At 38.5% G+C, this 26,190-nt stretch carries 25 protein-coding genes and 1 pseudogene; 19 read left to right on the top strand and 7 right to left on the bottom strand.

The window, feature by feature from the left end:
• Positions 1 to 38: 38 nt before the first annotated feature.
• Entirely contained in the window at positions 39 to 596 is a 558-nt protein-coding gene (locus QCQ61_RS00545) for a thioredoxin family protein (protein ID WP_279448764.1), read from the top strand.
• A gap of 60 nt (positions 597 to 656) precedes the next feature.
• Here QCQ61_RS00545 and QCQ61_RS00550 read toward each other — a convergent pair whose 3' ends face one another.
• A complete protein-coding gene (locus QCQ61_RS00550) occupies positions 657 to 1,589 on the bottom strand; it encodes a peptidylprolyl isomerase (protein WP_279448765.1) in 933 nt (310 codons plus the stop codon).
• A 130-nt stretch (positions 1,590 to 1,719) separates the two neighbouring features.
• On the opposite strand from QCQ61_RS00550, the gene QCQ61_RS00555 reads away from it, so the two are divergent.
• From QCQ61_RS00555 to tnpA (QCQ61_RS00580), 6 genes are all read left to right on the top strand, one after another.
• On the top strand, positions 1,720 to 2,616 hold the full coding sequence (locus QCQ61_RS00555; protein ID WP_279448766.1) for an ABC transporter ATP-binding protein: 897 nt from the start codon (positions 1,720 to 1,722) through the stop codon (positions 2,614 to 2,616).
• Positions 2,617 to 2,621: 5 nt separating this feature from the next.
• Positions 2,622 to 3,458, top strand: coding sequence for an ABC transporter permease (locus QCQ61_RS00560; protein WP_279448768.1), 837 nt, complete (start codon positions 2,622 to 2,624; stop codon positions 3,456 to 3,458).
• 62 nt (positions 3,459 to 3,520) lie between these two features.
• Positions 3,521 to 5,947 (top strand): T9SS type B sorting domain-containing protein, encoded by a 2,427-nt coding sequence (locus QCQ61_RS00565; protein ID WP_279448769.1) that lies wholly within the window; start codon positions 3,521 to 3,523, stop codon positions 5,945 to 5,947.
• Positions 5,948 to 6,387: 440 nt separating this feature from the next.
• A complete protein-coding gene (gene tnpA, locus QCQ61_RS00570) occupies positions 6,388 to 6,849 on the top strand; it encodes an IS200/IS605 family transposase (protein WP_279448770.1) in 462 nt (153 codons plus the stop codon).
• Positions 6,850 to 7,198: 349 nt separating this feature from the next.
• A complete protein-coding gene (tnpA, locus tag QCQ61_RS00575) occupies positions 7,199 to 7,660 on the top strand; it encodes an IS200/IS605 family transposase (RefSeq protein ID WP_279448770.1) in 462 nt (153 codons plus the stop codon).
• 545 nt (positions 7,661 to 8,205) lie between these two features.
• The gene (gene tnpA / locus QCQ61_RS00580) at positions 8,206 to 8,667 is read left to right on the top strand and encodes an IS200/IS605 family transposase (RefSeq protein WP_279448770.1); all 462 of its coding nucleotides are present in this window, start codon (positions 8,206 to 8,208) and stop codon (positions 8,665 to 8,667) included.
• 420 nt (positions 8,668 to 9,087) lie between these two features.
• On the opposite strand, the gene QCQ61_RS00585 is transcribed toward tnpA (QCQ61_RS00580), so the two are convergent.
• Positions 9,088 to 10,992: a vWA domain-containing protein gene (locus tag QCQ61_RS00585; protein WP_279448771.1), complete on the bottom strand. Its 1,905-nt coding sequence runs from the start codon at positions 10,990 to 10,992 to the stop codon at positions 9,088 to 9,090.
• Between the two features lie 166 nt (positions 10,993 to 11,158).
• The gene (locus QCQ61_RS00590) at positions 11,159 to 11,908 is read right to left on the bottom strand and encodes a lipopolysaccharide kinase InaA family protein (protein WP_279448772.1); all 750 of its coding nucleotides are present in this window, start codon (positions 11,906 to 11,908) and stop codon (positions 11,159 to 11,161) included.
• Positions 11,909 to 11,956: 48 nt separating this feature from the next.
• On the opposite strand from QCQ61_RS00590, the gene QCQ61_RS00595 reads away from it, so the two are divergent.
• Both QCQ61_RS00595 and QCQ61_RS00600 read left to right on the top strand, forming a co-directional pair.
• The gene (locus QCQ61_RS00595; protein ID WP_279448773.1) at positions 11,957 to 13,030 is read left to right on the top strand and encodes a glycosyltransferase family 9 protein; all 1,074 of its coding nucleotides are present in this window, start codon (positions 11,957 to 11,959) and stop codon (positions 13,028 to 13,030) included.
• Complete coding sequence (locus tag QCQ61_RS00600) at positions 13,027 to 13,608, top strand: class I SAM-dependent methyltransferase (RefSeq protein WP_279448774.1); 582 nt, start codon at positions 13,027 to 13,029, stop codon at positions 13,606 to 13,608. The genes QCQ61_RS00595 and QCQ61_RS00600 overlap by 4 nt, the downstream gene beginning before the upstream one ends.
• 4 nt (positions 13,609 to 13,612) lie before the next feature.
• Here QCQ61_RS00600 and QCQ61_RS00605 read toward each other — a convergent pair whose 3' ends face one another.
• From QCQ61_RS00605 to QCQ61_RS00615, 3 genes and pseudogenes are all read right to left on the bottom strand, one after another.
• Complete coding sequence (locus QCQ61_RS00605; protein ID WP_347814830.1) at positions 13,613 to 14,473, bottom strand: glycosyltransferase family 2 protein; 861 nt, start codon at positions 14,471 to 14,473, stop codon at positions 13,613 to 13,615.
• Positions 14,465 to 15,280: pseudogene (locus QCQ61_RS00610) on the bottom strand (glycosyltransferase family 2 protein); the annotation flags it as partial. The gene QCQ61_RS00605 and the pseudogene QCQ61_RS00610, both read right to left, overlap by 9 nt.
• A gap of 18 nt (positions 15,281 to 15,298) precedes the next feature.
• A complete protein-coding gene (locus QCQ61_RS00615; protein ID WP_279448775.1) occupies positions 15,299 to 16,258 on the bottom strand; it encodes a class I SAM-dependent methyltransferase in 960 nt (319 codons plus the stop codon).
• 55 nt (positions 16,259 to 16,313) lie between these two features.
• Between QCQ61_RS00615 and QCQ61_RS00620 the strand changes: the two genes are divergently transcribed.
• Positions 16,314 to 17,051 (top strand): glycosyltransferase family 2 protein, encoded by a 738-nt coding sequence (locus QCQ61_RS00620; RefSeq protein WP_279448776.1) that lies wholly within the window; start codon positions 16,314 to 16,316, stop codon positions 17,049 to 17,051.
• Between the two features lie 73 nt (positions 17,052 to 17,124).
• Here QCQ61_RS00620 and QCQ61_RS00625 read toward each other — a convergent pair whose 3' ends face one another.
• Positions 17,125 to 17,829, bottom strand: coding sequence for a polysaccharide deacetylase family protein (locus QCQ61_RS00625; RefSeq protein ID WP_279448777.1), 705 nt, complete (start codon positions 17,827 to 17,829; stop codon positions 17,125 to 17,127).
• A 109-nt stretch (positions 17,830 to 17,938) separates the two neighbouring features.
• On the opposite strand from QCQ61_RS00625, the gene QCQ61_RS00630 reads away from it, so the two are divergent.
• The 9 genes from QCQ61_RS00630 (at position 17,939) to QCQ61_RS00670 (ending at position 26,145) form a co-directional block, all read left to right on the top strand.
• Complete coding sequence (locus tag QCQ61_RS00630) at positions 17,939 to 18,700, top strand: glycosyltransferase family 2 protein (protein WP_279448778.1); 762 nt, start codon at positions 17,939 to 17,941, stop codon at positions 18,698 to 18,700.
• A 15-nt stretch (positions 18,701 to 18,715) separates the two neighbouring features.
• Positions 18,716 to 19,780 carry a glycosyltransferase family 4 protein gene (locus QCQ61_RS00635; RefSeq protein WP_279448779.1) on the top strand — a complete coding sequence of 355 codons (1,065 nt, stop codon included), beginning with the start codon at positions 18,716 to 18,718 and terminating at the stop codon, positions 19,778 to 19,780.
• Between the two features lie 97 nt (positions 19,781 to 19,877).
• Entirely contained in the window at positions 19,878 to 20,789 is a 912-nt protein-coding gene (locus QCQ61_RS00640; protein WP_279448780.1) for a glycosyltransferase family 2 protein, read from the top strand.
• The gene (locus QCQ61_RS00645) at positions 20,779 to 21,339 is read left to right on the top strand and encodes an L-threonylcarbamoyladenylate synthase (protein WP_279448781.1); all 561 of its coding nucleotides are present in this window, start codon (positions 20,779 to 20,781) and stop codon (positions 21,337 to 21,339) included. The genes QCQ61_RS00640 and QCQ61_RS00645 overlap by 11 nt, the downstream gene beginning before the upstream one ends.
• 48 nt (positions 21,340 to 21,387) lie before the next feature.
• The gene (locus tag QCQ61_RS00650; RefSeq protein WP_279448782.1) at positions 21,388 to 21,762 is read left to right on the top strand and encodes a GxxExxY protein; all 375 of its coding nucleotides are present in this window, start codon (positions 21,388 to 21,390) and stop codon (positions 21,760 to 21,762) included.
• Positions 21,763 to 21,822: 60 nt separating this feature from the next.
• Positions 21,823 to 23,247, top strand: a complete 1,425-nt coding sequence (locus QCQ61_RS00655; RefSeq protein WP_279448783.1) for a CCA tRNA nucleotidyltransferase — start codon at positions 21,823 to 21,825, stop codon at positions 23,245 to 23,247.
• Between the two features lie 106 nt (positions 23,248 to 23,353).
• Entirely contained in the window at positions 23,354 to 24,373 is a 1,020-nt protein-coding gene (locus tag QCQ61_RS00660) for a COX15/CtaA family protein (RefSeq protein WP_279448784.1), read from the top strand.
• Positions 24,374 to 24,450: 77 nt separating this feature from the next.
• Positions 24,451 to 24,963 (top strand): IS1096 element passenger TnpR family protein, encoded by a 513-nt coding sequence (locus tag QCQ61_RS00665; RefSeq protein WP_279448786.1) that lies wholly within the window; start codon positions 24,451 to 24,453, stop codon positions 24,961 to 24,963.
• Positions 24,964 to 25,086: 123 nt separating this feature from the next.
• Entirely contained in the window at positions 25,087 to 26,145 is a 1,059-nt protein-coding gene (locus tag QCQ61_RS00670) for a nucleoid-associated protein (RefSeq protein WP_279448787.1), read from the top strand.
• Positions 26,146 to 26,190: the final 45 nt, after the last annotated feature.

Here is a 26,190-nt window from a genome sequence, read left to right on the forward strand (position 1 = left end):
TTATTCCGTGATTTGAAATTAATATCGAAAAGAAAAAAATGGCGAGAACAGAATCTAAAATGCTTCCTTTAGGCACTGAAGCACCCGATTTCACACTAGTTGATTCGGTTACCAACAAGCCGGTTTCACTAAAACATATTCAAGGTGAAAAAGGCACTGTGGTTATGTTTATATGCAATCATTGCCCTTATGTAAAGCACGTGCTGGACGAACTTGTACGCATAAGTAATGATTATCGCGTAACTGGTTTCGGATTTGTAGCGATAAGCAGTAACGACGTTATTAAATATCCGCAAGATGCCCCCGCCGAAATGTGGCGAACTGCGCGAAAATACAACTTTTCCTTTCCGTACTTATTTGACGAAACCCAAGAAGTAGCCAAGGCTTACCACGCTGCTTGCACTCCGGATTTATATCTTTTTAATGACGAATTAGCGCTTGTATATAGGGGACAGATAGACAATAGTCGCCCGGGGAATGGTATTCCCGTAAACGGTCGCGACCTTCGTGAAGCACTGGATAATATTCTTAACAACAATCCACAACGAAAAGATCAAAAACCAAGTATGGGGTGTAATATTAAGTGGAAGGAATAAATTCAGGAGTCGTTAATTGGGGATCGGGATTCGAATTTACAAATCCCGAATCCCGAATCACTATTTTACGTCCATTAATTCAACATCAAAAATTAAGGTAGCGTTTGGAGGAATTACCCCGCCGGCACCACGTTCGCCATAACCAAGATGCGAAGGGATTACGAAACGTGCTTTATCGCCCACCTGTAACAATTGGATGCCTTCATCCCAACCGGAGATTACCTGCCCAACGCCCAATTGAAAATCGATTGGTTGTTTTCTTTTGTAAGACGAATCAAATTCAGTTCCATCAGTCAAAGCACCTTTGTAATGCACGGAAACAGTTTTTCCCTTTTCGGCTTTTTTCCCGCTTCCTTTTTGGATTATTTTATATAGCAAGCCGCTATCGGTTCTATCAAAACCTTCAGAAACTTTCTTCAGCTCTGCTTCTTGGGCTGCTTTCATCTTTGCAATTCGCTGTTCCCTTTCACCCGTAAAACTTCTAAAGGCTTCCACGGCGTTCCAGTTTTTGGCTTCTTCGCCTACACGGATAATTTCAACCTTTTGCATGGTATCGCCCTGCGCAACACTATCAACAACATCCTGACCTTCTACAACATTTCCAAAAACCGTGTGTTTGTTATCTAACCAAGGAGTAGCTACATGCGTAATAAAAAATTGGCTCCCATTACTTGCCGGTCCAGCGTTTGCCATAGAAAGTACACCCGGCGTATCGTGGCGCAGGTCTTGGTGGAATTCATCCTCAAAATTGTAACCTGGCCCTCCAGAGCCCGTTCCATTGGGATCGCCTCCTTGGATCATAAAATCTGGAATTACACGGTGAAATTTTAACCCATCGTAATACGGTGTTCCCTGTGGTTTTGCTGAATTTTCCAAGTTTCCTTCTGCCAAGGCCACAAAGTTCCCAACTGTTCCCGGGGTTTTGTCGTGAGTAAGTTTTATTAGGATTTCTCCTTTTTCGGTAGTTATTTTCACGTAGATTCCGTCTTGCATTTTTCTAAGTTTTTTAAAAGATGTGCAAAGTTACTTAATTCTAAATTTAGAATTCTAAATTGCAGTTGAAATTGTAACAAATACATTCCCCACTCGTCATACAAACAAGAACCATCCAAAAAACAATTCCGTGGAAAATATTCTCACAATAAACAATCTCACCAAAAAATTTGGCTCGCTTACCGCTGTGGACAACCTTTCCTTTTCTATTGAAAAAGGTAATGTTTACGGCATCCTCGGTCCAAACGGCAGTGGAAAAAGTACCACTCTCGGTATCGTGCTGAACGTGGTAAACAAAACCGCTGGCGACTATAAATGGTTTGATGGCACCATCGATACGCACAACGCATTAAAAAAAGTAGGCGCCATTATTGAACGGCCCAACTTTTACCCGTATATGACTGCGGTCCAAAACCTGCAATTGGTCTGTAAAATAAAAGAAGTTTCTGATAAAAAGATTAACGAAAAACTGGAACTTGTTGGGTTAATAGACCGGAAAGACAGCAAGTTTAGCACTTTTTCCTTGGGGATGAAACAACGTTTGGCAATCGCTTCGGCATTGTTGAACGATCCCGAAATTTTGATATTGGATGAACCTACAAATGGCCTTGACCCGCAAGGGATTCACCAAATTAGGGAAATCATAAAAACAATTGCTTCACAGGGAACCACTATTTTATTGGCTTCACATCTATTGGACGAAGTAGAAAAAGTCTGCACACATGTAGTGATTTTAAGAAAGGGTGTTAGTTTGTATTCGGGCAGTGTAGATGGAATGATTGCAAGTCATGGATTTCTAACCATGCAGAGTAATAATATGCAATTGTTGCAAAATGCTTTGGAAGGAAACACGGCCTTTGGCACGGTAAAACGCGAAGGCGATTATCTAATCGCTTACCTAAACGCTCCAATGGATGCTTCGGAAGTAAATAAATTACTTTTTGAAAAAGGCATTACACTATCACACCTCGTAAAACGCAAGGAAAGCCTTGAAGAACAATTTCTTGAACTTACCAAACAAAACTAACCGCAATGCTACGATTATTAAATATAGAACTCCAAAAACTGCGCTATAACCGTTCAGCAAAGGTTATTTCCATTATCTATTTTATTCTTATAACCTTTATTGCCCTTATTGCTTCCATAGAATTTAATTTTGGCGATTTTCACTTTCGGGTTGCCGATCAGGGCATATTCAACTTTCCGTATATCTGGCATTTTAACACTTATGTGGCGGCAATTTTAAAACTGTTTTTAGCTATCGTGATTGTTTCCATGATGAGCAACGAATACAGTTACCGAACGCTAAAACAAAACTTGATTGACGGCCTTAGCAAGAAAGAATTTGTACTGTCTAAATTTCTTACTGTCTTGCTTTTCGCTGGTATTTCAACCGTATTTATTTTTTTGGTATCGCTTATTTTGGGTTTAAGTTTTTCAGATTATAACGAAATCGGAATCATTTTCAGCGATTTGGAATATATTGCAGCCTATTTTGTAAAATTAGTCGCCTTTTTCTCCTTCTGTCTCTTCCTTGGAGTTTTGGTAAAACGCTCCGCCTTTGCACTTGGTTTTTTAATTGTTTGGCAAATTGTGGAATGGCTTTGTTACGGTTTAATGAAATGGCAATTTTTTAAGGACACGGAAATTGCCGATACTGTTGCACAATTCTTTCCGCTAAATGCAATGGCGAATCTTATAAAAGAACCGATGAGCCGTTTGGGCGCCATTCAATCTGCCGCGAACCAATTGGGTGAAAATTTCACAAAAGATTATCAGGTAACCTGGCTTAATGTTTTGATAGTTCTTGTTTGGACTTCTCTTTTTATTTATTGGTCGTACGCCATTTTAAAGAAAAGAGACTTGTAAAAAAGTAATTACTCGTTGATTTTTTGCCTATATTTAGCAAGCAATCAACCTTTATATTTTCTTTGAAGCGATATCTTTCTATAGTTTGTTTCCTGATTTACAACCTAATCTTTTCACAGGACATTTCGCTGTATCAACAGTTTAATGGGCAATATGATTACACCGCTTTTGGAAATACCTTAAATGTGGAGGAAAACGGCCAAGGTGGGCAATGTTTTATACTTACCAGCAGCAGTGCAGACTTTCAATTACAACCTAATCAAGAAGTAGTTGCCGCATATCTGTATTGGGCGGGATCCGGTCCGGGAGATTTCAATGTTACCTTCAATCAAGTTCCAATTATTGCGGAACGCACTTTTAATGTTACTTACAATAGTGGCGGTAATGATTATATCTATTTCTCGGCTTTTGCCGATGTTACGCAGCAAATTCAATCTACCGGAAATGGCAATTACACCCTTGCCGATTTAGATCTTACCTTCATAATTCCGGCCTATTGCAGTCCGCCGGGCTCGGGTACAAATTTTGGCGGCTGGGCCGTGACGGTGGTTTATGAAGACCCGTCGCTTCCCAATAACCAACTAAATGTTTTTGATGGGTTAGAAAGTGTTTCTCGCAATAACCAAACGCTCGAAATTACCCTGGATAATTTAATGGTTTTAGATTCGCAGGGAGCAAAAATTGGCTTTCTTGCTTGGGAAGGCGACAGCCAATTGGCCGTGAACGAAACCCTTCGTATAAATGGAAACATTCTTAGCAATCCCCCGCTAAACCCTGCAGATAACGCCTTTAACGGCACCAATAGTTTTACTGGCAGCGATGTGCTTTATAATATGGATATTGATGTGTACCCTATTTCAAATTATATAAATCCGGGCGATACTTCGGCAACAGTTCAACTTACCAGCGGGCAGGATTTTGTAATGGTGAACAACATAATTACCGTTTTAAATACCGAACTGCCCGATGCAACAATTTCCATAGACAATATAATAGGTGGCACCGAATGTGGCAACCGGGAACTCAGTGTAAATTACACAGTTTATAATCTTAACAGCACTGAAGCCTTGCCCGCCGGAACGCCTATTGCTTTTTATGCGAATGAATCCTTGGTTGCGCAAACTGCGACCGTAGCTATAATTCCTATTGACGGGGAAGAAAGTGGAACGATTACGTTTACAGTTCCCAGCAATATTGAAGCAGATTTTATTCTGAAAGCTGTAGTAGACGATACTGGAAACGGCACCGGAATTGTACACGAAATAAACGAAGATAACAACGAAGACCAAACACCTATTCATCTACTAGTAAACCCAATTATTACAGGCCTTCACAACTTAGAAACCTGTGATGTTATAGGGGAAGAATATTTCAATTTAACCGAAGCTACTTCCGAAATAGACCCCTTGTACGAGCTGAGTTTTCACCTTTCGGAAGTAGATGCACAAAACAACGAAAACCCAATTACTAATCCCGAAAACTTTCAAAATACCGAAAATCCGCAGACTATTTACATTCGTGTTTCAAACCCAGATTGTTTTTTAACGGCGAGTTTTACGGTAAAAGTTGTCCCCTGCCCGCTTCCAGATGCTACTATTGTAATTTCAGAAGTTTCAGCCTGTCGCAATAGAGTTTTACCATTACCTTTCACAGTTTTTAATTTGGAAGCCACAGGGCCACTTCCTGCAAATACTTCCATAGCATTTTATGTTGAAAACGTGCTGTTGGCACTTTCACAAACAAGGCAGAGTATTCCCATAGGCGGGAGCGAAAATGGCGAAGTAGCACTCCTCTTGCCCAACGGTTTGCCAAATACTTTTACAATTACAGCGATAGTTGATGATGACGGCAATGGCAATGGTACTGTGGAAGAACTTCGGGAGGACAACAATAGTTTTACCCAAGTTATTTCTTTTGAAAGCATCCCTCCCATTCCCAGTTTACCAAATCTTTTAAAATGCGACAAAGGGTTTGACACCGCAATTTTCGACTTAACCCAGCAGGATGATTTAATTAGAATGGGGCCGGAAGATGTGGTGCTATATTTCACTACCGCCGAAGATGCCCTGCAAAATGCAAACCCCATTACAAATCCAACCGAATATGAAAATGAAACAGATCCGCAGACCATATATGTTCGTCTAGAAAACGAAATCTGCTTTGCCACATCCTCCTTTTTATTGACGACTGAAAACTGCGCTCCCTTTATCCCGCAAGGCTTTTCACCAAATGGCGATGGTATAAACGATACTTTTGAAATAAGTAATCTACTGAACATTTACGAAAACTTTGAATTGCATATTTACTCCCGTGATGGCAATTTAATTCACACAGCCCATAATGCCGATGGCTTTTGGGATGGCATAGCTACACAAGGATTATTGTTCACAGGAAGCGTCGTTCCCGTAGGCACTTATTACTATGTGCTAATTTTAAATGACCCGAAATATCCAGAACCATTTATTGGTTGGGTTTATGTGAATTATTGATTTTTTAGAATTATATTTTATTGTGTTTTAATCGTGAACATTTGTTATACCTAACCGCACAATAAGACCTCTTTTCGTACCTTTTGCTACCCATATGTTGTCCCTAATAGAGCATAATATAGGCATATTATGATTTCGAAAAGAAGTGAAACCTGTTTTGTAAAGACTATATTTGAATAAAATCGACAAACCAACAAAAGTATATCTTATCCCGTTAGAGGCGCCATATCGGTAAAAGAAAAAACCAAATCAAAAACTAATCGTGTCAGCAGAAAATACGGGTAAACAAATAACGCGAGAAAGCCTGTCCCGTTAGGGACAAAATATGGGTAAAAGCGTCCAAATCAAAAACCAAAAACTTGTCCCGTTAGGGACAACATATGTGTAACCAACACAACAAACTAAAGAACCTTTCCTTTTAGGGAGAAAACATCAGTAAAATGGCAAATACTTATACACAAATTCACATTCAGGTAATTTTTGCAGTACAGAACAGACAGAGCCTGATAAAACCGCAGTGGAAAGATGAGTTATACAAGTATATCACAGGGATAGTTCAAAGTTACAACCATAAGGTTTTACAGATAAATGGAATGCCAGACCACATCCACATCCTTTTTGGAATGCGCCCCACGCAGTCGATTTCTGATTTGATGAAAAAATTAAAACAAGATTCCTCAAAATGGATAAACAATAAAGGATTTGTAAACGGAAAATTTTCCTGGCAAGAGGGTTATGGTGCATTTTCATATTCAAGATCACATGTTCCAAAGGTCATTAAATATATTGCAAATCAAGAGGAGCATCATAAGTCAAAAACATTCGGTGAGGAATATTTGGAAATATTAAAAGAATCAGGAATCGATTACGATGAACGTTATATTTTGAAATCAATAACATAATATATGCTGTACCTAACGGCACAGAAAAACATTTTCCCTCCAATTTCTACCGATATATCGTCCCTAACGGGACATTAAATAGCACATTTATGGTGTCAGAAAATAACGAATCCTGAACCGTTAACGATCCACAGGCTGGGTATGGAATAATAATTTTTAAAATAATTCATCTAGTCAGCAGAAAATGCGGGTAAACAACTAACGCGAGAAAGCCTGTCCCGTTAGGGACAAAATATGGGTAAAAGCGTCCAAATCAAAAACCAAAAACTTGTCCCGTTAGGGACAACATATGTGTAACCAACACAACAAACTAAAGAACCTTTCCTTTTAGGGAGAAAACATCAGTAAAATGGCAAATACTTATACACAAATTCACATTCAGGTAATTTTTGCAGTACAGAACAGACAGAGCCTGATAAAACCGCAGTGGAAAGATGAGTTATACAAGTATATCACAGGGATAGTTCAAAGTTACAACCATAAGGTTTTACAGATAAATGGAATGCCAGACCACATCCACATCCTTTTTGGAATGCGCCCCACGCAGTCGATTTCTGATTTGATGAAAAAATTAAAACAAGATTCCTCAAAATGGATAAACAATAAAGGATTTGTAAACGGAAAATTTTCCTGGCAAGAGGGTTATGGTGCATTTTCATATTCAAGATCACATGTTCCAAAGGTCATTAAATATATTGCAAATCAAGAGGAGCATCATAAGTCAAAAACATTCGGTGAGGAATATTTGGAAATATTAAAAGAATCAGGAATCGATTACGATGAACGTTATATTTTGAAATCAATAACATAATATATGCTGTACCTAACGGCACAGAAAACATTTTCCCTACAATTTCTACCGATATATTGTCCCTAACGGGACATAAATAGCACAACAGATAGACATTTATGGTGTCAGAAAATAACGAATCCTGAACCGTTAACGATCCACAGGCTGGGTATGGAATAATAATTTTTAAAATAATTCATGATCGTTACAATACGCTGCCTAACGGCACAGAAAACATTTTCCCTCCAATTTCTACCGATATATTGTCCCTAACGAGACATTAAATAGCACAACAGATAGACATTTATGGTGTCAGAAAATAACGAATCCTGAACCGTTAACGATCCACAGGCTGGATATGGAATAATAATTTTTAAAATAATTCATCTCGTCAGCAGAAAATGCGGGTAAACAACTAACGCGAGAAAGCCTGTCCCGTTAGGGACAAAATATGGGTAAAAGCGTCCAAATGAAAAACCAAAAACTTGTCCCGTCAGGGACAACATATGGGTAACCAACACAACAAACTAAAGAACCTTTCCTTTTAGGGAGAAAACATCAGTAAAATGGCAAATACTTATACACAAATTCACATTCAGGTAATTTTTGCAGTACAGAACAGACAGAGCCTGATAAAACCGCAGTGGAAAGATGAGTTATACAAGTATATCACAGGGATAGTTCAAAGTTACAACCATAAGGTTTTACAGATAAATGGAATGCCAGACCACATCCACATCCTTTTTGGAATGCGCCCCACGCAGTCGATTTCTGATTTGATGAAAAAATTAAAACAAGATTCCTCAAAATGGATAAACAATAAAGGATTTGTAAACGGAAAATTTTCCTGGCAAGAGGGTTATGGTGCATTTTCATATTCAAGATCACATGTTCCAAAGGTCATTAAATATATTGCAAATCAAGAGGAGCATCATAAGTCAAAAACATTCGGTGAGGAATATTTGGAAATATTAAAAGAATCAGGAATCGATTACGATGAACGTTATATTTTGAAATCAATAACATAATATATGCTGTACCTAACGGCACAGAAAAACATTTTCCCTCCAATTTCTACCTATATATCGTCCCTAACGGGACATTAAATAGCACATTTATGGTGTCAGAAAATAACGAATCCTGAACCGTTAACGATCCACAGGCTGGGTATGGAATAATAATTTATTAAAACAATTCATCTCGTCAGCAGAAAATGCGGGTAAACAACTAACGCGAGAAAGCCTGTCCCGTTAGGGACAAAATATGGGTAAAAGCGTCTAAATCAAAAAACAAAAACTTGTCCCGCTAGGGACAGCATATGGGTAACCGCTATAATACACGAAAAAACCTATCCCATTACGAAAATAAATTTGGGTAAAGTAAAAAGAGCGCTTTCGCGCCCCCTTCTTCAAAAAAACCAAACCACCAATCAAGATTTGCGTTCAGGATTATTTACTACTTTTCACCAAGCGGATAAACTCGGCTCGGTAGCCGTCTTTGTCGGTTCCCTTGCCCGCTTCGGCCAAAGCAATTACGTCTGCTTTCTTTTTGGTGTCAATAAACTCCGAATTGCGAAGCTGCATCCCGAAAAGTGCCACTGCTGCCGAAAACTTTAAATCTTCTGAAGCATTTTCTATAGTGCTATTTTCATCTTTCACCGTTTTTACAATGAGTTTACTCACATCGCCATCGGGTTCCTTATAGCGAAACTTTACTGTGAGCATTTCGTCTGTGTAATTTCCTGCAACCTGTTTCGTGTATTTCAAATTATCGATATCTTTCAAATACTTACTTTTTATTCCAACCGGGATTATTTCATATAAAGCCGTTACGGTGTGGCCGCTACCCAATTCGCCAGCATCTTTGGTGTCGTCTTTAAAATCTTCATCGTTCAGCAATCGGTTTTCGTAGCCAATTAATCGGTAGGCTTGCACTTTTGCCGGGTTGAATTCTACTTGAATTTTTACATCTTTCGCAATGGTGTAAAGCGTTCCAAAAAACTCTGTACCCAGCACTTTCTGAGCTTCTTGCATAGTATCAATATAAGCGTGGTTTCCGTTGCCTTTATCGGCTAAGGTCTCCAATTTGCTGTCTTTGTAATTCCCCATTCCAAAACCTAAACAGGTTAGGAATACACCGCTTTTGCGCTTTTCTTCTATTAAGTTTTCCATGGAACGGTCGCTGGATTTACCCACGTTAAAATCGCCATCGGTAGCAAGTATAACACGGTTATTTCCATCTTTGCTGAAATTTTCAGCGGCGATTTTATATGCCAACTCAATGCCAGCTCCGCCTGCAGTAGAACCGCCAGCTCTTAAGTTTTCAATAGCATTTTTTATTAGCTGCTTTTCCGCACCGGAAGTTGGAGGCAGCACCAATCCCGCCGCCCCTGCATAAACCACAATGGCGACTTTGTCTTTTTCACGCAACCGGTCCACCAGTACATTTAGGGCAGCTTTTAGCAATGGTAATTTGTTGGGCGAATCCATAGATCCGGAGACGTCTAATAGGAATACCAGGTTTGAGGGCGGCACATTTTCCAAGGAAATATCCTTTCCTTTTAAACCAATCCGCACCAATTTGGCATCTGCATTCCACGGCGAATTAACCATATCTGCCGTTATTGAGAAAGGATCCTTTCCGCTGGGTTGTGGGTAATTATATGCAAAGTAGTTTACCATTTCTTCAATCTTTACGGCGTCCTCAGGTACTTTTTGCCCGTTGTTGAGCATACGGCGAATATTGCTATAACCCGCTTTGTCAACATCAATTGAAAAGGTTGAAAGCGGTGCGGTGGTAACACTTTTAAAGATATTTTCCTCTATGCGACCATAAGATTCGTTTTCGGAAACGGGGTTTGAAATATTGGAAGATGTTCCACGAATAACAAAAGTGGGTGACGCTCCTACATTACTATTTGTTACTTTAACTCCTGCTGCTTTGCCCTGCAATTTACTCTCCAAATTTGCAGTACGGCTCCTATTTCTTCGAATTCCATACCCTTTTGCATTTCGTATGGCATCATTATTTACAGAATATGCCGTAACAACAACTTCACTTAAACTAGCACTGGGCAGCAATGAAACATCTATAATTTTGTTTGTTCCTACTCGCACTTCTTGGGTTTCAAAACCTACGTACGAATAAACCAGTGTTTGTCCTAGTTGCGCTTCAATGGAATAACGCCCATCAAAATCTGTTTGTGTGCCGGTGCTGGTGCCCCTAATTATAACGTTTGCTCCCGGTAGTGGCAGTCCGCCGTCATCGGTTACCGTGCCGCTTATGGCAACGTTCTGTGCATGCAGTTGGAATCCCAACAATGCTATTGCTAAAAATGTGAATAATGCTTTCATACTATGTGGTTTTAGTGTTAAACTTGAAGTAAAACTACCACGCGAGAAAGCATAATAAAATATGCAATGAGCGAACGGGAGGTTTGAATGAGGGAAGTATGGGTGTAAGTAATTTAAATTTGAAATAGTAAAAGGCTTCAAACATTTAATCAAGTGTAACAATAAATTATCGCTTGCGCCTTCGCAGTTTTTTACTGTTTATTTTTTTCTGGAATGCCCTGCTGTGCTTCAACATTAATTGGTGTGTTTCTGAGTAAGTCTTGCCGTAAAGTTTAGCATATTCCGCAGCCATTATTTTTACCATTGTTTTTGAAAGCCACAACCTGCGGAAGTTATGCATGCGTTTTTCAAAAGTCATTTTTTCAAAACGCATCCGGTTTAAATCAATTAAATAAAATTCGTAATTGTCGTTTCCGTTGTCCATTATCAGCGTATTTCCTGGAGAATGATCCAAGAAATTAACGCCGTTTTCATGAAGCTTAAAAGTGAATTGTGTAAACTGATTTAAAATTTCTTTACGCTTTTTAAATTGCGGATTGTGGATAAGTTCACGAAAGTCAAAATCGTAATTAACCTGTTCGCTTACATAAAAACTCTCTTTTAGCCCGCCAGAAAAACGTTCAAAATACGCGACGGGAAAAGGTGTTTTTATTCCAAAGCCAATCAGTTTTAGGGCGTATTCATAGGAGCGTTTCGCCTTACTTTTTCGCAAATATTGATATACTTGGGATTGAAAGACATTCGGCGTTTTAAACTTTTTTATATTTAATGAATTACCTTCAACAACCACCGTTTTTATAACATTGCGCTCCCCTTTGGTTACGTATTCCCCTTTTTTGGAAAAATTGTTAAGCACATGGCGTAGCTTTGTAGCCATTTGCGAATAATCTGGGTGAATAACAAAATTTTCCTGCATTTTTAAAGAAGATAAAACCAAAAAAGGTATTTTGCGAAGGTAATCTATATGAAGAAAATTCTCGTTATACAAAACAAAAGAATTGGCGATGTTCTAATTAGCTCCGTCATTGCCAACAATATAAAAAAAGTCTTCCCACAAAGTGAAGTAACTTATTTTGTGTATGATTATACCACAGGCGTATTGGAGCAAAACCCAAATATAGACCGCGTAATTTCAGTAAAGGAAAAGGAACTTAAAAAATTCCCGAAACTGTTACAGACCATTGCAAAAATTAAAAAGGAGAAATACGATATTATTTTTGATCCGTATTCAAAATTCCAAAGTAGGATGATCTGTTTGTTTTCTGGCGCCGAATACCGCATTGGCTTAAAACGGGCACACAAGGAATTAAAACTTCCTTTTTACACCCACCCCATTAGCTTTTTGGATCATCGTTCCAAAAATTGTGGCAAGGCAATTGAAGACCGAATTAATATGATTGCTTCGGTTTTCGATTTAAAAGCACCCGAATACGCCCCAAAAATATTCTTAACTGAAGAAGAAACAAAATACTCCAAAGTCCATTCCCTTCAAAAACCAATAATAATGTTGGGCATTTTGGGCAGCACGCCGCAAAAATCAATGCCGTACGATTATATGGTTGAAATAATAGATTTTATTACCGCGCATTACAAAGCCACGATTCTTTTTAACTATGCACCGCACCAAAAAGAAGAAGCGTTAAAGGTTTACGAAATGTGCCAAAATAAAGACCAAATAAATCTTGATATTTACGAAGATTCAATCCGCGGATTTATAAAACTGATGAACCAATGCGACCTTTTGGTTTCCAACGAAGGTGGCAGTGTACATATTACAAAAGCGCTTAAAAAGCCCACATTTACCATTTATTCGCCTTATGTAAACAAGGAACATTGGTGTAGTTTTGAAGATGGCGACCAGCACGATTCCATACATTTACTGGAAGAAAAACCCAATCTCTTCAGCAGTTTTACATTAGAAGAGCGAAGACGCATTGAGCAAGACCCGCATTCGCTCTACAAACAATTGACCCCCGAAATGATTTTTGAAAAGCTAAAGCCATTTTTGGCACATCACCTCCAAAAAACCCATAGATGAATTTACTCGACAAATTTCATAATTGGAGACGCAAACAACGGTGGAACCGCCAATATAAAAAAGGGCGATGGGAAAGCCTACGGAGCGAAAAAGAAGCCAGTCGCTACCATAAGATCATTGAATTTATCAATCGTTTTTCACCTAAAAATCCCAGTATTTTAGATATTGGTTGCGGCGATGGTTTGCTTACCGAACGGATGGCTCCAGAAGCGTATTCTTACTTTTTGGGATTGGATTTTTCAAAAGAATCCATAAAAATAGCTTCCAAAAAGAAATTGCCAAAAGCTGAATTTCTTGCTGCCGATGCCGTAAAATTCCAACCAAAACAATCTTTTGATGTAATCGTTTTTAACGAAGCCTTTTACTATATCCACGAAACGGAAAAGCAAAATGTTTTAGACAGAATGTTGAAGAGCCTCACAAAAGACGGAATTATTATAACCTCCATTTATCGGGAAGGTCACGGCTGCTGGGAATATTTTAAGGAAGATAAAAGGTTGAAAGAACTCGATTTTACTACAGTAACTACCGATGAAGAACTCCGGTATTGGAAAATTGGCGTTTATAAAAAGAAATGAAATATCAATTGGCGGCGTCAGTTTCCTTTTCGGTGGACACAATACCGTAATTTGTCCAAACCCGCTTCTCCTTTTTTGTCACTCTCCGGATGGCTTTGTTTTTAATAAACATTTCCTTTCGCACATAACCGCGTTCATGGTCCAGATGCAGGGTAACGGTACTATACCTAATTTGCAGTGGTTTTATACCGTAATTCATCAAACGCTCGCCCATTTCGCGATCTTCACCACCGTATTGCATCCGCTCGTCAAAGCCATTAACGGCAAGTACATCCTTTTTCCAACCCGAGGCATTATTGCCATCCCAAGTAGCGCTGGTAGGGGTAAAAGTGTTTAAAATATCTTCCTTTAGGCCGTAGGAAGTCAGTTTGTTTATTTTAAAGGTTTTCTTTAGGCCGTGTTTTAAGAGCCATTTCGCATTAAAGCAGCGTTGGGTTTCAATATCTTCCCGAGTAATTTGTTTTGAAATTTTCATCGATAATTTAAAATATCCTGCGGAAAGAAAACAACCCGGACGGCTCAATCCCAAGTGGGTTGAAACCAAATCGTTTCTCGGAATACAGTCGCCATCGGTAAAAATTAAATATTCGCCCTTAGCCACTTTTATGGCTTTATTTAAAATTTTCGTTTTTTGGAAACCGTGGTCCTCTTGCCACACATGTTTTATTTGCAATGACGAATTCGCAATAAAAGAATCTATCAAATGCTTGGTTTCTTCCGTAGAACCATCGTCGGCAATTATTATTTCAAAATTCTTTTCCAGTTGTTGTTCAAATCCCCAAAGCGCTTTTTTAAGCCATTCCGGCTGATTGTAGGTACTTACAATTACCGAAACAAAAGGAGCTATATTGTCGTCCTTTACAATTCCGAAGGGTGTCCATTGCTTTTTTTTATCGCGCGTTTGTTTACGGATCGCCAAGTTTTTATTGATGGAATCTTCGTTTTTATAGCCCCGCGGATGATCTAAATGAAGCACCACTGCGTTATAGCGAATCTGTTTACTTTTAATTCCAGAATTCATCAATCGCTCGCCAAGCTCACGGTCCTGCCCGCCGTATTGCATGCGCTCATCAAATCCGTTTACGGCAATGATATCCTTTTTCCAACCCGAAGCATTGTGTCCGTTCCAACTGGCGTTGGTGGGCGTAAATCTGTTGAGAAGAAATGCTTTAAATGGTCCAGAATACAGCTTGTTATTTTTAAATGAAGATTGTAAGCCGTGCTTTTTAAGCCAGGAAACGTCAAAACATTTTTCAGAATAAATATCATCTTTGGTAATATCTTTAGAAATACCCAAGGGTAGCATAAAATACCCGCCCGATAAAAAATAGCCTTCCTCGCGATATTTTACGTGCTGCTCCACAAAATCCTTTCGCGGAATACAGTCGCCATCGCTCATAATAATATATTCGGTATTGCATTGCTGAATTGCCTTATTGAGAATCTGTGATTTTTGAAAACCTTTGTCTTCATGCCAAACGTGAATTATGGGGTAAAACATTTCGGCCTCCAACCTTTTTAATAGCTGCCGCGTCTCGTCGTTAGAGCCATCATCTGCAATTACAACCTCAAACTGTCTGTATGTCTGATTGTTATACCCATAGAGTACTTTTTCCAGCCATTCGCAGGAATTGTAGGTACTGATAATTACCGAAGTATCAATTACAGTCATAGTTTGGCAAAGATAAAGTTATTTCTTGCGTAAATAAAAAGCCGCCTGATCGCCACTTTTTTCTTTGTTGAGTTGTTTGGCCTTTTGACCGTATTGATAATTTTGGACTTTACGCTGTAGTGAAGCCGAAAAACCTTTTGTTTTTGGCGCCGAAAGCGGAATATCCTTTATATATTTTTCGCTTCCCGTAAACTGGAAGTGGGTAGAATCGTATTCAATTTTATACAAATCAAAATTAGAATTGTCTGCCAGTAGCTGCATGCTTTTTTGCGAATGCAGAAAAAAGTGCCGGGGCGCATCCAATTGAACCCAATTAACGCCATAATGCTTCCAGGCAAAGGAAGAAACCGTTGGAATACGAATAATGCAAACGCCGCCGGGAGCAAGTAGTTCGTGTACTTTCTGAAGGTTCTCCAATGGGTCGGGCAGATGTTCAAAGGCGTGATGATATGTTATTATATCAAATGTGCCATCCATATCAAACACACTGCTTTTCTTTATTGTTAGCCCATTTTCATATTGAATTGTTTCCTTTAAATACGGGTCGCATCCCATTACGTTTTTAAACCCGACTTCCGCCAGCGGATACACAAAATTGCGGCCATTTCCACAACCCACATCAAGAATACGAGTTATTTTTGTTACATCGAGGTCGTTAAAAATTTCATATTCCTTTTTTCCAATTAAATGGGCCAAAGTATTTTTATAGACGGTTCCACCTATCGCAGCATATTCGTACTGCTTCTTTTTTATGGCGCCTTTTGCTCCTTCAAATTTCTTACCGTCATAGGTATCGAAACTGTAATAGTCCCCTGGATAATATTTACCCATATCTGCAGGAAATTCACTAATCTGCAAACAACCGCAATTGGAACATTCAAAATATTCAAAAGTTTCCCGCAGGCCGTACATCATTTCTTTTGCCACGAAAGTTTTGTTTTCTTCGGAATTGCCACATATTCTGCAAGTGTTTGCCATAAAGCGAATTTAATTTTAAGCATCAAAGATAAAGTTATTTACTAATTTTGCTGTAATGGCGAAACTTTCAGTTATCATCCCAACTTTCAACGAAGAAGCATACATTGAAGACGCCCTGTTTTCAGTTGCTTTCGCCGATGAAATTATAGTAATTGATTCCTTCAGCACCGATAATACTCCAGAAATTGCCAAGAAATACGCCACCAAGTTTCTTCAGCGAAAGTTTGATAATTTTTCAAATCAGAAAAATTTCGCTTTAAAAGAAGCTACTGGCGACTGGGTTTTATTTTTGGATGCCGATGAACGGGTGACGCATTCTTTGGAAGCTGAAATTAAAGCAACCCTTCAAAATCCAAAGCACGGTGGTTACAAAATAAATTTTCCGCATTTTTATATGAACCGTTTTCTCTATCATCACAGCGACGACGTGCTTCGGCTCGTAAAACGTGAAGGTGCGCAATATGCCGGCTCGGTACACGAAAAACTTACTTGCAATGGTAGCGTCGGAAAGCTGAAAAACAAAATGCTCCATTTTACCTATAAGGGATTGGAGAATTACATCTCAAAAAAAGAATCGTACGCTTGGTTTCAAGCACAGCAACAGTTTGAAAAAGGTAAAAAAGCAACGTGGCTCCATCTTTTATTTAAACCGAGCTACCGGTTTTTTCGTTCCTTTATTTTAAAGGGCGGGTTCCGTGATGGCGTTCCGGGAATGACGGTTGCTGCCGTGAATGCTTATGGCGTTTTTGAACGTTACGTAAAATTGATGCTGCTTAAAAAAGGGATGCGTTAGCCAGTCCCCTTAACCCCCAAAGGGGGAGATTACAACATTGCCTTCCTCTCCCCTTGGGGAGGCCGAAAGGGGACTAAAAAAGCTTCCCAAACCGAATTTTCTGCCGAAACTTTAACATTGAAAATTCGCCCTTTACATCAATTCGCTGGATTTCATAGGGTTTTTTAAAAGGGAAAGGGTTAATTCTATTCCCGATGCGTAGCCCATATTCAATGCCGTTTTGGGAAAGCATCTTCTTAAAGATTTCATTTAACTTTTTTTCCTTCGGAAATTTGCCGTAGGGATATGCCAAAACGGGTGAAAAATTCAATTTGTTCTCTGCAACAAATTCTACGCAACGGCGGGTATCGGCTTCAATTTCGGCATTGGAAAGCGCTGTATATTTTTTGTGATAAAAGGAATGAAAACCAAGCTCCACAATTTTAGGGTCTAACTTTTTTACTTGTTCCAAAGTCATAATTTCCAAAGAAGAAGTATTCCAAGTATCGGTTTTGCCCAAAAAATTCAAAGGCACAAAAAATGTAGCTTTTAACTTGTATTTCTTCAATAACGGCAGCGCCAGTTCCATTTGGCTTACGTATGCATCGTCAAAAGTAATAACGATGTTTTTGCCTTTTGGCAATGCTTTCAACTTATGCAATTCGCTAAAATGATAGGTTTTATAACCATTTTCGGCTAGATATTTAAATTGCTTTTCAAGGTTTACTACCGAAATGGTCAAACCATTCCCCTTTTCGGCAGTAACGTGGTGGTACATCAAAATAGGAAGTTTTGCCATGGACTACTTTATAAATTCTAAAAAAAACATTTTAACTTAAACTTCTCCCCGCTTACATCTCCCGTCTCAAGTCTAAAATTACTACTTTTACGCAAACTACAAGTTGTTTTTGGAAAACCCTGTAAAAATCTCTGCCATTGCCATTACGCTCAACGAGGCGCACAATATTGAAGGCTATTTAAAAAGTCTTTGGTTTGCGGATGAAATTATAATTGTAGATTCCTTTAGCAGCGATAAAACGGTAGCTTTGGCTTCCGCGCACAAAAAAGTAACGGTTTACCAACGGGTGTTCGACAATTTTTCGGCACAGAAAAACTTCGCCATTTCAAAAGCTAAAAATGAGTGGGTAACATTTTTTGATTTAGATGAAGAAATAACTCCCGAACTCGCCAATGAAATTGTAGCGAAATTTAAAAATCCCGCTGCCATTGCCTATTTTGTTAAACGCGACTTCTATTTTATGGGGAAACGCATTAAATACAGTGGTTTGCAAAACGATTTTATCATTCGTTTCTTTAATAAAAACCACTGTCGTTACAACGCAAATTTAGTCCATGAAACTTTAGAAGCCGACGGTAAAACCGAAAATTTAAAAAATAGTCTACCGCACCACACCTACAAATCCTTTGACGATTATACCGCCAAAATGCACCAATACAGTGCGCTACAGGCTAAAATGCTTTATAAAAAAGGAAAGCGACCCAATTATTATCATTTCCTGTTCCGACCGTTTTACAGATTTTGGAACCAGTTTATTTTCCGATTGGGAATTTTGGACGGAAAGGAAGGCTTTATCCTCGCTTATGTAAGCGCTTTTTCAGTGTTTAAACGGTATGTGAACCTTTGGCTTTTATATCGAAAAATTGACTAATCTTAAATTGCAACTTTGAAACAAGTTTTTTTAGAATCGCATAATTTAAAAAACCGTTATTCTGGCTTTGGGCAGTTTAACTATCACTTTATTAAAGCTTTGGCAGCAGAACGGCCAAATGATTTTGAAATAGTTTTAAATGCGAAGAATATTTCAGAATTAAAAAATGAATTCGGCGATACTTTTAAATACCGAAAATACAATTCGCTTACACGCCATAAACCTTTCCGCATAAAGAAAAAGTACAATCTTTGGCATTGCTTAAACCAAAATATAAAGATTGAACCATTTTTCAATATTCCGTATTTACTCACGGTACACGATGTACATTTTGTAACCGAAGGTTCTGCGGAATTGCAGCAAAAATTAAAAAAACAATTTGACGAAAAGCTTAAACGCAGCAGCGCCATCGCCTATATTTCAGAGTTCGCAAAACAGGATACACACGCACATTTTGAAGTTCCCAATATTCCCGAATACGTAATTTACAACGGCAATACAATTACCGATATTTCAATTCCGACAGATTACAAACCTTCCATTTTACCACCAAAACCCTATCTTTTTTCCATCGGGGATTTCAGCGAACGGAAAAATTTTATGAGTCTGGTAGAAATGTTGCGGTTTTTGCCGGAATATAATTTGGTGCTGGCAGGCAGTAACAGTTCGAATTACGCCGAAAAGCTTTCTGAAAAAGTAAAACATTTCGGTTTTGAAAACAGGGTATTTCAACCTGGAAAAATAGCCGATTTAGACAAACAGTATTATCTGCAAAATTGCGAAGCTTTTGTTTTCCCATCGCATCGGGAAGGTTTCGGCATTCCACCAATTGAAGCAATGCGTTTTGGGAAACCAGTATTTCTTTCAAATAACACTTCCCTACCCGAAATTGGTGGCGAGCACAGCTTTTTTTGGGATCACTACGAGCCCGAATATATGGCGAATGTGTTGAAAGATGGAATGAATACGTATAACAACAACAAAGCGTTTTATGAAAATTGGTACATCGAACGCGCCAAAAGTTTTAGTTGGCAAACAACCGCCAAAAAATATATTGAGGTGTATAAAAGCTTGCTATAACCATATAAATATTTAAAATTTTCGGCCATCTGCCACAGTTGGTAATTGTATCTTTGCCAAAATAAATCTTAAAAATTCCGCTGCTAAAAATTATGGGATGGATGTAGCCATTATCATTGTTAATTACAACTCTTCAAAATACACTTTGGAGTGCGTAAACACTGTGGTTGAAAAAACTTCAGAAGCCATTTCCTACCAAATAATTGTGGTGGATAACAATTCCACAGCTGTAGAATATAAAATTTTAAAGGAAGGTTTTCCCACCAAACCTAACATTTCACTGCACCGAAGCAACATAAACACGGGCTTTGGCGGCGGCAATATGTTCGGGGCGCAATTCGCAAATGCAGATTATTTACTTTTTCTGAATAACGATGCAATGTTGCTCAACGACTGCTTGCATATTTTGCTGAATTTTATGAAAGCGAATCCAAAAGTGGGGGTTTCAACAGCGCAAAATTTTGATGAGAACAATGATTTTGTTCCTTCTTTTGACCATAATAAAGGCTTGCGAAGATTACTTTTCGGTAGAAGTTTTCTTGAAAAAAACAATCCGGAATTATATCCCAAGCGCAAAAAAGAATATTCCGAACCAGTAAAAGTAAATTGGGTAAATGGTGCTTTTCTTTTTTTTGACAGCAAGGCATTTGCAGAGGTAGGCGGGTTTGACACCAATATTTTTCTGTATTGGGAGGAGATGGATATTTGCCATCGCTTAAAAAAATTGGGGTATGAAAGTTGGCTGGTCCCCGAAGCGCAAATTTTGCACCATCAAGGGGTAAGTACGGGTACTTCGCAAGCGATGAATAGGGAGAGTTATATTTCGTATTTATATGTGCTTCGGAAAAATTACGGCTTTGGAAAGTATTTGCTTATCAGAACTTATTTGTGTGTGGCACTATTGCTGAAACCCAAAAAATGGCACTTGTTGCCGATAATTTTAAAGAGCAACAACCAAACACAATCTTTAAAACGAAAACAAAAAATGAGCTTTTTAGATGAAAACTGAAATTGAAAATTGTTTGGATATTTTAAAAAAGGGAGGGTTAATTCTTTATCCAACTGACACTGTTTGGGGCATTGGCTGCGATGCCACTAATCATGAGGCTGTTGAAAGAATATTTCAACTTAAAAAACGAAGCGATAAAAAGTCGCTAATCTGCTTGGTAAGCGATTTTAGAATGCTGAACGAATATATTGAAAACGTACCCGAAGTGGCATACGATATTTTAAAATATGCCAAAAAGCCCACGACAATTATTTACGACGACCCAATTCGCGTAGCGGAAAATTTAATTGCCGAAGACAATTCGCTTGCAGTGCGGGTTCCAAAAGACGATTTTTGCAAAACATTGATCAAGAAATTACGGCATCCATTGGTCTCAACTTCCGCAAATATAAGCGGCACAAATACGCCGCAAAGTTTTAAGGAAATAGACCCTTTAATTTTGGAAGGCGTGGACTATGTTGTAAATTTGCATCACGAAAAAAAATCGGGAAAACCCTCGGCTATTATTAAGTTGAAAAACGATGGTTCCGTAAAGGTTATTCGGAAGTAAGTATTGCCACGAATTCACGATTTTTTTTTTAAACAACACTCTAATACAATGGCAAATATTATATATAAAGAGGATAGCTATGCTATTGTCGGCTGTATGTTTGACGTGTATAATGAATTGGGTAGTGGTTTTTCCGAAATTGTTTATAAAGATGCTATTGAATATGAATTTAAACAAAAGGATATTCCATTCGAAAGAGAAAAGCAATATTCAGTAAAATATAAAGACATTACTTTACCACATAAATTTTATGCAGATTTTGTGGTTATGGATAAAATAATTTTGGAAGTTAAATCTGTTGAAATGCTTAACGATAAACATTTAGCTCAATGCATTAACTATTTAAAAGTTTCAGAATGTAAGCTGGCACTTTTAGTGAATTTCCAAAAAGAATTTTTAGACCATAAGAGAATTGTCCTATAAATAAAAATAATAAAAGCCCACCACACCATATTAGTGTATTCGTGGCAAAAAAAAATATTAGTGGTCAACCCATCCTACATATCAGCATTACAAAACCCAATCTTTAGAACCATTTCCAAAGCCGCTTCAAACTTAAACTTGGAGAGCTATGTAATTGGGGGCTATGTGCGCGACTATATTTTAAATCGCGGTGAAGCCAAGGATATTGATATTGTTGCTGTAGGAAGTGGCATTGAACTGGCACAGGAAGTTTCAAGATTGCTTCCGGGAAAACCAAAAGTTTCCGTCTTTAAAACCTATGGCACGGCCATGCTGAAAAGTGGGGGGATAGAGCTTGAGTTTGTAGGCGCACGTAAGGAATCGTATTCCGAAGAAAGCAGAAATCCTGCTGTGGAAAACGGCAGTTTGGCTGACGATCAAAACCGAAGGGATTTTACCATTAACGCCCTAGCCTTGAGTCTGAATGATGAAAATTTTGGTAAGCTATTAGATCCTTTTAACGGAATTGCCGATCTGGAAAACCATATAATCCGAACTCCGCTCGATCCAGATATAACGTATAGCGACGACCCATTGCGGATGTTGCGGGCCATTCGTTTTGCAACCCAATTAAATTTTATTATTGAAAAAGATTCCTTGGCAGCTATTAAGCGAAATGCCAAAAGAATAAAAATAATTTCAAAGGAACGAATTGTTGACGAGCTGAATAAAATGCTGCTCGCCGATGTACCTTCAAAAGGTTTCGCTCTTTTGCACAAAACGGGTTTATTACCCTATATACTACCAGAATTGGTGGCATTACAGGGCATTGACGAAAAAGAAGGGCAAACCCATAAAGACAATTTTTGGCATACACTGGAGGTGGTCGATAATATTTCAAAAGCAACGGACGACCTTTGGCTTCGATGGGCTGCATTGCTTCACGATATCGGAAAAGCGCCAACAAAAAGATTCGACAAAAAATTGGGGTGGACCTTTCACACACACGAGTTTGTTGGTGCAAAAATGGTTTACAAACTTTTTAAAAGGCTGAAAATGCCGCTGAACGATAAAATGAAGTTCGTTCAGAAAATGGTTTTAATGAGCTCCCGTCCCATCGCCTTAGCCAGCGATGTAACCGATAGTGCCGTGCGTCGCTTAATTTTTGACGCAGGTGAAAATGTAGAAGATCTAATGACTCTTTGCGAGGCCGATATTACTACGAAAAATCCGAAAAAGTTTAAAAAATATCACGCCAATTTTCAATTGGTGCGCGATAAAATTGTAGAGGTTGAAGAACGAGACCATGTTCGCAACTTTCAGCCCCCAGTAAGCGGTGAAGAAATCATGAAAACCTTTAATTTAAAACCTTCGCGCGAGATCGGACTTATTAAAGACGCCATAAAAGAAGCAATTCTCGAAGGAGAAATCCCAAATGAATACGAAGCGGCAAAGGAGTTTATGTTGAAGAAAGGGGCTGAAATTGGATTGACGATTGATGATTAACGATTGAGGATTGACGATTGTTGATTGCTGAACTTAAATCTGTCACCCTGAGCGCAGTCGAAGGATGGAATACAAAAAATAGTATCATATAATAATTAGTGAATTCGTGGTAAAAAAAGACAACAAAAAAGTAATTTACTGGCTCCTCACAGGATGTTTCCTGATTTTTATAATGGTTGTGGTTGGCGGTATAACGCGGCTTACCCATTCGGGGCTTTCAATTTCCAGTTATAAATTGGTCTCTGGCACCATTCCGCCGTTAAACGAAGCCGAATGGATAGCCGAATTTGAACATTACCAGCAATTTCCGGAATATCAAAAACTTCACAATCACTTCGATTTGGAGGATTTTAAGGATATTTACTTCTGGGAATACATTCATCGAGTTTTGGGCAGATTGTTGGGTATCGTATTTCTAGTGCCGTTTTTCTATTTTCTGCTGAAAAAACAACTCACCAAACCCACTATTAAAAAAGCGATCATCCTCCTATTTCTGGGTGGTTTCCAAGGGTTTTTGGGCTGGTATATGGTAAAAAGCGGGTTGATAGATAGGCCTAGTGTGAGTCATTACAGGCTGGCCATGCATCTTACAACCGCCTTTTTAACTTTTGCATATACCTTTTGGGTAGCCTTAGATTTAATTTATCCGGTTAAAAAAGAAATAAACACCCATATCCGAAACATTATTCGTTTTGGAATGGCGGTATTGCTCATTCAAATTATATGGGGCGCCTTTGTAGCTGGGCTCGATGCGGGTTGGATTCACAACCATTGGCCCTTTATGAACGAAGGAAAATTAATACACGAAACTGTTTATACAGAGCAAGTGCCCCTGTGGAAAAACTTTGTAGAAGGTAAAAGCGGGGTGCAATTTGTGCATCGCTATATGGCGTATTTGGTGGTTGCCGTAATACTATTTATTTGGTACAAAACCCGAAAATTATCCCTAACAAACCTGCAACAAAAAAGTATAAACGCTTTACTTATCTTGGTTTTCACACAGTTTATATTGGGTGTTTACACATTGATTCTGCAAGTTCCCGTAGTTTTGGGTGTGTTGCATCAGGTTACCGCCTTTTTTCTCTTGGCCTCTATGACTTTTGTGCTACATAGATTTTCAAAATAAAAGGAAGTCAAAAACCGTAAATTACAACTAAAACTGCCTACTTTTTAATACCTTTGCAACCCAAAAAATTAAACAAAATGATTTACCGTTTCAGAGTTATTTTAGACACCCACGAAGATGTTTTTCGCGATATTGAAATTAACGCTTCTGCTTCATTGGAAGATTTTCACAACGCAATAACCCAATCTTTTGGCTTTGATGGTCTGGAAATGGCTTCCTTTTACATCAGTAACGATTTATGGGAAGAAGGTGAAGAAATCTCACTATTTGACGTTAGCGACGAAGAAGGAGGTACGCGCGTAATGAACGAAACCTATTTGAAAGATGTAGTTGATGAAAATAGCACCCGATTGCTTTATGTGTACGATTTTCTAAATATGTGGACGTTTATGGTGGAACTTGCCGATATTGCCGAAGCGGAAACCGGGCAGATATATCCAAACTTGATGTACTCGCACGGTCAAATTCCCGAAGAAGCTCCAGAAAAAGAATTTATTGCAGAAGAAATTGAAGACGACGACCTTGACGAAGAATTTGATCTTGATCCGGAAGATTACGACAATCTCGATTTTGACGAAAACTGGAATTGATTCGGTTGTCGGTTGTCGGTTGTCGGTTGTCGGTTGTCGGTTGTCGGTTGTCGGTTGTCGGTTGTCGGTTGTCGGTTAAAAAATTTTACTTATTTACATATTCACTTACTCACTTTTTAAAAAATGATCAATCTTTTTAGCACCCATATTGCATCCCTTTCCATTCATAGAGTGGGTAATAAAAGTAGAAACGAAAGTATTTTCCTTTCTGAAAGTCCGTATAAAATGGACGACGAAATTACGCCATTGCTCAAAGAGTTTTTTCTAAAACCTTTCCGTGAAAAAGAAGAAAATTACTTCCAATTTGCGCACGAAGCCGATTTGGAATTTCACGAACTTTACAACAGTGCCACTAAGATTTTCGACAATCCGAATAGCATTCACGAAGAAAGCCGAAAGATTGCAACCTACCTTTACAACCAATCGGAACATCCGCATATAAAAAGCGGCGAAGTGTATGTTGCCTATCTTGAAAATGTGCAATTGGACAATGTAAAGATGGATGCCATCGGTATTTTTAAGAGTGAATTAAAACAGGATTTTCTTCAATTTGCAGAGGAAGGAAATCAGTTGGAAGCGATGTTACAGCACGGGGTTAGCTTGAATAAACTAGACAAAGGCTGTATTATTTTCAATTCAAAAAAAGAAGAGGGTTACAAAATTCTTTCGGTAGATAGCAACCGTTACGACGCACGCTATTGGCTGGAAAGCTTTTTAGGTGTGGAAGCTTTTGCCGATGATAATTTTTACACAAAAAAGTATTTAAAATTCTGCCAGGATTTTGCGAAAGATGTTGTTCTGCCGGCAGAAGACAAAAAGCAGGAGGTAATGTTTATGAACCGCGCTGTAAATCATTTTGCGAAAAACGACCAATTTGAAGAGACGGCTTTTATGAATGAGGTAATAGACAATCCCGATTTAATGCCGGAGTTTCGACACTATAAAACCGAAAAAGCACCTAAATACAGCATTGAGGACTTAACTACTTTCCCCATTGCAAACACAGCCGTTACAGCTGCGCGAAAGAAAATAAAAAACATTATTAATCTCGACACCAACATTCAGATAAAGTTAGATTTTATAAATCCCGAAAGCGCCGAAAAATTTGTTGAAAAAGGTTGGGATGAAGAAAAACAAATGTATTACTACTTGGTGTATTTTAACAAAGAACAAAAATCGTAGTAGAGACAGATTGCAATCTGTATCTACTACGGCAATCTGTCTCTA

This window comes from Aequorivita marisscotiae, from assembly GCF_029814825.1.
GTDB lineage: Bacteria > Bacteroidota > Bacteroidia > Flavobacteriales > Flavobacteriaceae > Aequorivita > Aequorivita marisscotiae.

Coding starts and splice junctions, on each gene's coding strand:
- QCQ61_RS00545 (WP_279448764.1), top strand. CDS start 39: ATGGCGAGAACAGAATCTAAAATGCTTCCTTTAGGCACTGAAGCACCC.
- QCQ61_RS00550 (WP_279448765.1), bottom strand. CDS start 1,589: ATGCAAGACGGAATCTACGTGAAAATAACTACCGAAAAAGGAGAAATC.
- QCQ61_RS00560 (WP_279448768.1), top strand. CDS start 2,622: ATGCTACGATTATTAAATATAGAACTCCAAAAACTGCGCTATAACCGT.
- tnpA (WP_279448770.1), top strand. CDS start 6,388: ATGGCAAATACTTATACACAAATTCACATTCAGGTAATTTTTGCAGTA.
- tnpA (WP_279448770.1), top strand. CDS start 7,199: ATGGCAAATACTTATACACAAATTCACATTCAGGTAATTTTTGCAGTA.
- tnpA (WP_279448770.1), top strand. CDS start 8,206: ATGGCAAATACTTATACACAAATTCACATTCAGGTAATTTTTGCAGTA.
- QCQ61_RS00585 (WP_279448771.1), bottom strand. CDS start 10,992: ATGAAAGCATTATTCACATTTTTAGCAATAGCATTGTTGGGATTCCAA.
- QCQ61_RS00590 (WP_279448772.1), bottom strand. CDS start 11,908: ATGCAGGAAAATTTTGTTATTCACCCAGATTATTCGCAAATGGCTACA.
- QCQ61_RS00595 (WP_279448773.1), top strand. CDS start 11,957: ATGAAGAAAATTCTCGTTATACAAAACAAAAGAATTGGCGATGTTCTA.
- QCQ61_RS00600 (WP_279448774.1), top strand. CDS start 13,027: ATGAATTTACTCGACAAATTTCATAATTGGAGACGCAAACAACGGTGG.
- QCQ61_RS00615 (WP_279448775.1), bottom strand. CDS start 16,258: ATGGCAAACACTTGCAGAATATGTGGCAATTCCGAAGAAAACAAAACT.
- QCQ61_RS00620 (WP_279448776.1), top strand. CDS start 16,314: ATGGCGAAACTTTCAGTTATCATCCCAACTTTCAACGAAGAAGCATAC.
- QCQ61_RS00625 (WP_279448777.1), bottom strand. CDS start 17,829: ATGGCAAAACTTCCTATTTTGATGTACCACCACGTTACTGCCGAAAAG.
- QCQ61_RS00640 (WP_279448780.1), top strand. CDS start 19,878: ATGGATGTAGCCATTATCATTGTTAATTACAACTCTTCAAAATACACT.
- QCQ61_RS00645 (WP_279448781.1), top strand. CDS start 20,779: ATGAAAACTGAAATTGAAAATTGTTTGGATATTTTAAAAAAGGGAGGG.
- QCQ61_RS00650 (WP_279448782.1), top strand. CDS start 21,388: ATGGCAAATATTATATATAAAGAGGATAGCTATGCTATTGTCGGCTGT.
- QCQ61_RS00665 (WP_279448786.1), top strand. CDS start 24,451: ATGATTTACCGTTTCAGAGTTATTTTAGACACCCACGAAGATGTTTTT.
- QCQ61_RS00670 (WP_279448787.1), top strand. CDS start 25,087: ATGATCAATCTTTTTAGCACCCATATTGCATCCCTTTCCATTCATAGA.